Raw genomic sequence first — 6,176 nt, forward strand, 5'->3', positions numbered from 1 at the left:
AAGAATGATCTCCAATCATAACCTCGCTATTGACGGGGTTATGAGCATTTGGAGTGACATCGTGAGCATCGTAACAATCGATTTTGGTCCCAACCCCGCGGCTAAATTGGCCACTTTGGGCCTGAAGCTGCCTCAGACGAAGGGTGTTCTGGCGCTCAACCGGATATCGTTTCTGGAGGGGCCGACCATGGTCCAGGCTCACATTGCCAGCCGGACGATTCTTCAGGTCGGCGCCTTCTGTTCCATTGCGGGCGGTAAACTCGGCAACGTCAAGATCGGCCGGTACTGCTCGATAGCGCCTGACGTCATGATCGGATCGAACGAACACCCGGTCGACTGGCTGACCAGTTCCCGGGTTACCCACGTGGCGGATCTTCACGACTGGGCTAGATTCGTGGCGCCCGACCGGGTGAACGAGCTGCGCAAGCAGCGCCTGCCGTTCAAGGACTCCTGCAGGATCACGACGATCGGCAACGATGTCTGGATCGGGCAGGGTGTCTTCATCAAGGCCGGCGTCACGATCGGCGACGGCGCGGTGGTCGGGGGCCGGTCCGTGGTGGTGAAGGATGTCCCGCCCTACAGCATCGTCGCCGGCACTCCGGCTACCGTGAAACGCCTTCGCTTCCCCGAGAAGACCATCGAGCGGCTGAACTGGCTGCGCTGGTGGCGCTACTCGATCTTCGACCTGTTCGGCCTGCCGCTGGACCGGATCGAGGAGGCGCTTGACGGCATCGAGGAAAAGATCGCCAGCGGAGCCATTAAGGAATACGCGCCGGCCAAGACGACGCCGGACGACTTGGCCAGACTGTTCGAGCCCGCCGCCCTGGCGGCGGAGTGAGGAGCCTGCCGGGAAGACCTACTTCCCGGCCATCAGATGTTCCAGCCAGTGGATGTCGTAGTTGCCGTTGATGAAGTTGGGTTCCGCGATGATCCGGCGGTGAAGCGGCAGGCTGGTATCGATACCGCCGATCACGAACTCTTCCAGGGCGCGGCGCAGCCGCATCATGCACTCGTTCCTGGTCGTGCCGTGGACGACCAGCTTGGCGATCAGGCTGTCATAGTAGGGAGGCACGCGGTATCCGTCGTACAGCGCGCTGTCCACCCGGACGCCCAGGCCGCCGGGCGCATGGTAGCCGTCGATCTTTCCGGGCGAGGGAAGGAAGGTTTCCGGATGCTCCGCGTTGACCCGGCACTCGATCGCGTGTCCGTGGAAACGGATATCGGATTGGCCGTAACCCAGCGGCGCACCGGTCGCGACCCGGATCTGTTCCCGCACGAGGTCGATGCCGGTGATCATCTCTGTGATCGTGTGCTCGACCTGAAGGCGGGTGTTCATCTCGATGAAGAAGAACTCGCCGTCCTCGAACAGGAACTCCATGGTCCCGACGCCACGGTAACCCAGTTCCGACGTGGTGCGGGCGGCCAGATTGCCGATGAACTCGCGCTGCTCCGCGTTGAGAGCGGGCGAGGGGGCCTCTTCCACTACCTTCTGGTGGCGGCGCTGGACGGAGCAGTCGCGCTCCCCGAAATGCACGGCGTTGCCGTGCATGTCACCGAGCAGCTGGATCTCGATATGGCGCGGCTTCGACAGGTAGCGCTCCATATAGACCTGATCGTTGCCGAAGGCGGCGCGCGATTCGCCGCGGGCGAGCTGATAGGCCTCTCGGAGCTGGTCGGCCGACCATGCCACCTTCATGCCCTTGCCGCCGCCGCCGGCCGCCGCCTTGATCAGCACCGGGTAGCCGGTATGCTCGGCGACGGCGATAGCCTCTTCAAGCGTTTCGACCGGACCGGGAGAGCCGGGGACCACCGGCAGACCCAGGTCCAGCACGGTCTTCTTGGCCGTGACCTTGTCGCCCATGATCCGGATATGCTCCGGCGTCGGGCCGATGAAGGTGAAGCCGTGCTCCTCCACCATCTGGGCGAACTGGGCGTTCTCCGACATGAAGCCGATGCCGGGATGGATCGCGTCGGCGCCGGTGATGGTCGCGGCGGTCAGGATCGCCGGTATGTTCAGATAGCTTTCGCGGGCGGACGCCGGTCCGATGCAGACCGCCTCGTCGGCCAGCCTCACATGCATGGCGTCGGCGTCGGCCGTGGAGTGGACCGCGACTGTCTGTATCCCCATCTCGCGGCAGGCGCGGTGGATGCGGAGGGCGATTTCGCCTCGGTTGGCGATCAGAACCTTTTCGAACAATGGGATGGTCCCTTATTCGATAGTCAGGAGGACTTCGCCGAACTCGACCGGCTGGGCATCGCCGACGAGAACCTGGGAAACCGTGCCGGCCTTGGGGGCCTTGATCGGGTTCATCACCTTCATCGCCTCGATGATCAGGACGGTCTGCCCGGCCTTTACCGTATCGCCGACCCGGACGAAGGGCGGCCCGCCCGGCTCGGACGAGACATAGGCGGTGCCGACCATCGGGGACGTCAGGGCGCCGGGATGACTCGACACGCCGAGCGCCGCCGGCGGCGATGTCGTCGCGGCCGCTGCGGGAGCGGCGCCCGCAGCCGGGGCCTGGGCGTAGAACGCCGGAGCCGTGCCGCCCTTGGTGACGCGGATGCGCTTCTCGCCTTCGGCGAACTCGATCTCCGTCAGGCCGGTTTCGTCCAGCAGGCCCGCGAGCTTGCGGACCAGATCACCATCGATGTCGAAAGTCGCCATATCAGTTCCCGTTACTCAAATCGGCATCGATCAGCCGCGCCAGCGCGTCCAGTGCGAGCAGATAGCCATGCGCGCCGAAGCCGCAGATGACACCTTTCGCGACAGGCGACACATAGGAATGGTGGCGGAAAGCCTCGCGCCGGAAGACATTGGACAAGTGGACCTCGATCACCGGAAGCTCCGCTACCGAGAGCGCGTCCATGATGGCGATGGAGGTATGCGTATAGGCACCCGCGTTCAGGATGATGCCGTCGTGCTCGCCCCGCGCCTGCTGGATCCAGGAAACCAGCTCGCCCTCCAGGTTGGACTGGCGGAAGTCGATCGCGATGTTCAGGGCTTCCGCCCGTTCCAGGCACAGCGCCTCGATGTCGTCGAGGGTTTCGGTCCCATAGATGGCCGGCTCACGCACGCCCAGCATGTTGAGGTTCGGGCCGTTGAGGACCAGGACTGAGGGCTCGATAGCCACGGTGCGGCTTTCCAGGCTGCGGTTACGATGCCGCGTTTATAGCACGCGATGCCGGTAGGGCAATGCCCGTGGCTGGATGGCGGCAGGCGCGGCGGGCGGGGTGCAGTGCACCTACACCGCAGCCTCCTGCCGCCGGCGTCCCTTCCGCCGGCCTAATCCTCTTCCGGGGAACCGTGAAGCTCGCGCGCACGGCTGTAGAGCCGGGAAAGCATGTCGTTGAGCCGGCAGTTCTCCTCCCCCGTCAGGGACCCGAGCAGGTTCGCCTGGAGATTGACGGCAAGCGGCACGATCTGGTCATGGATGCCGCGTCCCTTGGAAGTCAGCGTCAGGACCGAGCGGCGGCGGTCCAGCGCGTCGATGCCGCGGTCGACCAGCCCGTTGTCGACGGCGCGTGCGACGGCGCGGCTGACCTGCACCTTGTCCATCGCGGTCCGGTCGCAGACCGCGTTGGCCGACAGCGGGCCGAAGCGGGCGAGTACCGCCATGATGCGCCACTCCGCCACCGTCAACCCGAAACGCTGTTCGTACAGGCGGGCCAGTGTCCGGCTCACGAGGTTGGACAGCACGGAGAGGCGATAGGGCAGATAGTCTTCCAGCACCAGCGAGGAAGGGGGCGGCGAAGTAGTCGGTTCGCGCTCGTCCATCTCGAGCCTTCCATCCGGGAGGCCTCCGTGCGCAATGCTCAGGTCGGCAGGATGAGCAGTCATGGGAAAATCCTTTGCCAAGGTTTCACCGGCAGCGGGCACGTGGTCAAAAAAAGCCTTGGCATCCATTCCCCAGCCGGGAGGGAGGAGTCCGGATGCATCTGAAATTATTGCTCCTATATAACATTATGCCTCAAACTGCCGGCCAATTGAACATAATTGGCGTGGTTTCACGTGACATTCCGACAAAATCTTATCAAGCGGGGCCGGCTCCCGCCCTGCGGACTACAACAGCCCGTAGCCGGCGAGATCACCGCGCAGGGTATCGGCGTCGACGAACCGGACGGCATGCATGCCGACGGCGCGGGCAGCCTCCACATTCCGCTCGACGTCGTCGATGAAAAGGGTGTCCTCCGCGCGGAGATCGTGTTGGTCGAGCAGGCGGCGGTAAATCGCCGCATCCGGCTTCAGCAATCCGACTTCGCCGGAGACCACGATGCCGTCGAAGGCGTTCAGTTCCTCGAAGCGCCGACGGGCGCAGGCAAGCTTGTCCACCGAGAAATTGGTGATGCAGTAGACCGGAATTCCGGCACGCTTCAGTTCCCATAGGAGATCGGCGGTTCCCGGGATGGGGCCGGCGACCATCTCATCCCAGTTCAGATCGTACGCGGCGATCAGTTCGGCCATTTCAGGGTAACGGGCGGCGAGGTCTTCCACCGCCTCCTTCCAGGGACGTCCCGCGTCCTGCTGAAGATTCCAGTCCATCGTGCAGACGGTCTCGAGGAAATGCTCCATGGCGGTGGTATCTTCCGAGAACAGCTTGCGGTACAGGTATCGTGGGTTCCAGTCGATCAGCACACCGCCGATATCGAACACGACGATGCTGGGATTGGCGGATCTCGGCATTGGGGAAACCCTTGTGATAATGAGGGGTGCGACCGCGCGTTCAGGTGCGGCGGTGACGCGGATGGGGCATACCTAAACAAATGCGCGGGCGGGGGCCATCCCGTAAACGCGCCAGAGCGGAGTGTCGTGAATGAAACTTTTTGGTTATTACAGGTCGTCGGCGGCCTTCCGTGTCCGGATCGCATTGAACCTCAAGGGGATTCAGGTCGACCATCATTTCGTCCATCTCCGCAAGGGTGAGCAGTCGGCGCCGGAATACGGCGCGTTGAACCCGCAGGGGCTCATCCCCCTCGTGCTCGACGGACCACATGTCCTGACCCAGTCGCTCGCCATCATCGAGTATCTTGAGGAAACCCAGCCGGAGCCGGCTGTTCTACCCAAGACTCCGCTGGAGCGCGCCCGCGTCCGGGCCATCGCGCAGTCCATCGCCAGCGACATCCATCCGCTGAACAATCTGCGGGTGCTGCGCTATCTCGTCGGTCCTCTCAAGGCATCGGACGAGGCCAAGAACGACTGGTACCGCCACTGGGTGGTCGAGGGCCTGACGGCTCTGGAACAGACGCTGACCCCGGCGGCGGGTACCGGAAAGTTCTGCCATGGCGATACACCGACGCTCGCCGATATCTGCCTGGTTCCGCAGATCTACAACGCCGAGCGGGCCGATATCGACCTGTCGCCGTTCCCGCGGATCATGGCGGTCGTCGGCGCCTGCCGCGAACTTCGCGCCTTCCAGGACGCCGATCCGGCCAAGCAGGCGGACGCGGAGTAAGGCATCGCCTTGCCGAGTTGAAGAAAAGGCGCCGGATGGGAATGTCCGGCGCCTTTCTCGTGTGCGGATGATCCGCCGGGGGACGGCGGTCAGCCGGCGCGGCCGGACGCGATCAGTTCCTTGAGCTTGTCCAGGCTGACGGCGCCGGGGACGATCTGGTCGCCCACGACGAAGGCCGGCGTGCCGCGAATGTTCAGTTCGCTGGCGAGTCGCAGGTTGCGCTGAAGCGCCTCGCTGATTTCAGGCGCCTGCATGTCTTTCTTCAACTGGTCCAGATCGAGCCCTGCCGACGTGGCGATCCGGAAGATCTTGTCATCGTCCAGCTGGCCGCGGTTCTCCATCAGCGCCGCATGAAGCGCGTCGTACTTGCCCTGCTTCCGGGCAGCGAGGGCGGCGCGCGACGCCGTGATCGAGGCCGGTCCCAGGATGGGGAACTCCTTGTAGACCAGCCGGATATTGGCATCGCTGTCGATCAGGCGGCGGACATCCGCATGGACGGCCTTGCAGTAGCCGCACTGGTAGTCGAAGAACTCCACCAGCGTCACGTCGCCCTTGGGGTTTCCCAGGACCGGCGAGGCCGGATTCTTGAAAAGTTCGTCCTGACGCGAGACGAGCGCCTGGCGCTGGGCTTCCGCCTCCGCCGCTTCCTGCTTCTTCTGATAGGCGTTCAACGATTCGATGAGGACTTCCGGATGGGCCATCAGGTAGTCCTTGACGATCTGCTCG

At 63.9% G+C, this 6,176-nt stretch carries 8 protein-coding genes; 2 read left to right on the forward strand and 6 right to left on the reverse strand.

The window, feature by feature from the left end; genetic code table 11:
- The first annotated feature begins 61 nt into the window (after positions 1-61).
- Positions 62-838 (forward strand): CatB-related O-acetyltransferase, encoded by a 777-nt coding sequence (locus tag AC5JJ6_RS36860; protein ID WP_496046803.1) that lies wholly within the window; start codon positions 62-64, stop codon positions 836-838.
- An 18-nt stretch (positions 839-856) separates the two neighbouring features.
- Here the strand turns inward: AC5JJ6_RS36860 and accC are convergent, their stop codons facing one another.
- The 5 genes from accC to AC5JJ6_RS36885 all read right to left on the reverse strand — a co-directional run bounded on the left by accC (position 857) and on the right by AC5JJ6_RS36885 (position 4,681).
- The gene (gene accC / locus AC5JJ6_RS36865; RefSeq protein WP_044425397.1) at positions 857-2,197 is read right to left on the reverse strand and encodes an acetyl-CoA carboxylase biotin carboxylase subunit; all 1,341 of its coding nucleotides are present in this window, start codon (positions 2,195-2,197) and stop codon (positions 857-859) included.
- Positions 2,198-2,209: 12 nt separating this feature from the next.
- Positions 2,210-2,665, reverse strand: a complete 456-nt coding sequence (gene accB / locus AC5JJ6_RS36870; protein WP_496046804.1) for an acetyl-CoA carboxylase biotin carboxyl carrier protein — start codon at positions 2,663-2,665, stop codon at positions 2,210-2,212.
- Position 2,666: 1 nt separating this feature from the next.
- Positions 2,667-3,131: a type II 3-dehydroquinate dehydratase gene (gene aroQ / locus AC5JJ6_RS36875; RefSeq protein ID WP_084720381.1), complete on the reverse strand. Its 465-nt coding sequence runs from the start codon at positions 3,129-3,131 to the stop codon at positions 2,667-2,669.
- A 152-nt stretch (positions 3,132-3,283) separates the two neighbouring features.
- Complete coding sequence (locus AC5JJ6_RS36880; RefSeq protein WP_496046805.1) at positions 3,284-3,775, reverse strand: MarR family winged helix-turn-helix transcriptional regulator; 492 nt, start codon at positions 3,773-3,775, stop codon at positions 3,284-3,286.
- Positions 3,776-4,060: 285 nt separating this feature from the next.
- Positions 4,061-4,681 carry an HAD family hydrolase gene (locus tag AC5JJ6_RS36885; RefSeq protein WP_496046806.1) on the reverse strand — a complete coding sequence of 207 codons (621 nt, stop codon included), beginning with the start codon at positions 4,679-4,681 and terminating at the stop codon, positions 4,061-4,063.
- Between the two features lie 130 nt (positions 4,682-4,811).
- Here AC5JJ6_RS36885 and maiA point away from each other — a divergent pair, with 130 nt between their 5' ends.
- On the forward strand, positions 4,812-5,450 hold the full coding sequence (gene maiA / locus AC5JJ6_RS36890) for a maleylacetoacetate isomerase (protein ID WP_044425401.1): 639 nt from the start codon (positions 4,812-4,814) through the stop codon (positions 5,448-5,450).
- An 89-nt stretch (positions 5,451-5,539) separates the two neighbouring features.
- On the opposite strand, the gene AC5JJ6_RS36895 is transcribed toward maiA, so the two are convergent.
- A partial coding sequence (locus AC5JJ6_RS36895; protein ID WP_496046807.1) for a DsbA family protein occupies positions 5,540-6,176 on the reverse strand: 637 nt, incomplete at its 5' end.

This window comes from Skermanella sp. (assembly GCF_059503625.1).

Coding starts and splice junctions, on each gene's coding strand:
- AC5JJ6_RS36885 (WP_496046806.1), bottom strand. CDS start 4,681: ATGCCGAGATCCGCCAATCCCAGCATCGTCGTGTTCGATATCGGCGGT.
- accB (WP_496046804.1), bottom strand. CDS start 2,665: ATGGCGACTTTCGACATCGATGGTGATCTGGTCCGCAAGCTCGCGGGC.
- maiA (WP_044425401.1), top strand. CDS start 4,812: ATGAAACTTTTTGGTTATTACAGGTCGTCGGCGGCCTTCCGTGTCCGG.
- AC5JJ6_RS36880 (WP_496046805.1), bottom strand. CDS start 3,775: ATGGACGAGCGCGAACCGACTACTTCGCCGCCCCCTTCCTCGCTGGTG.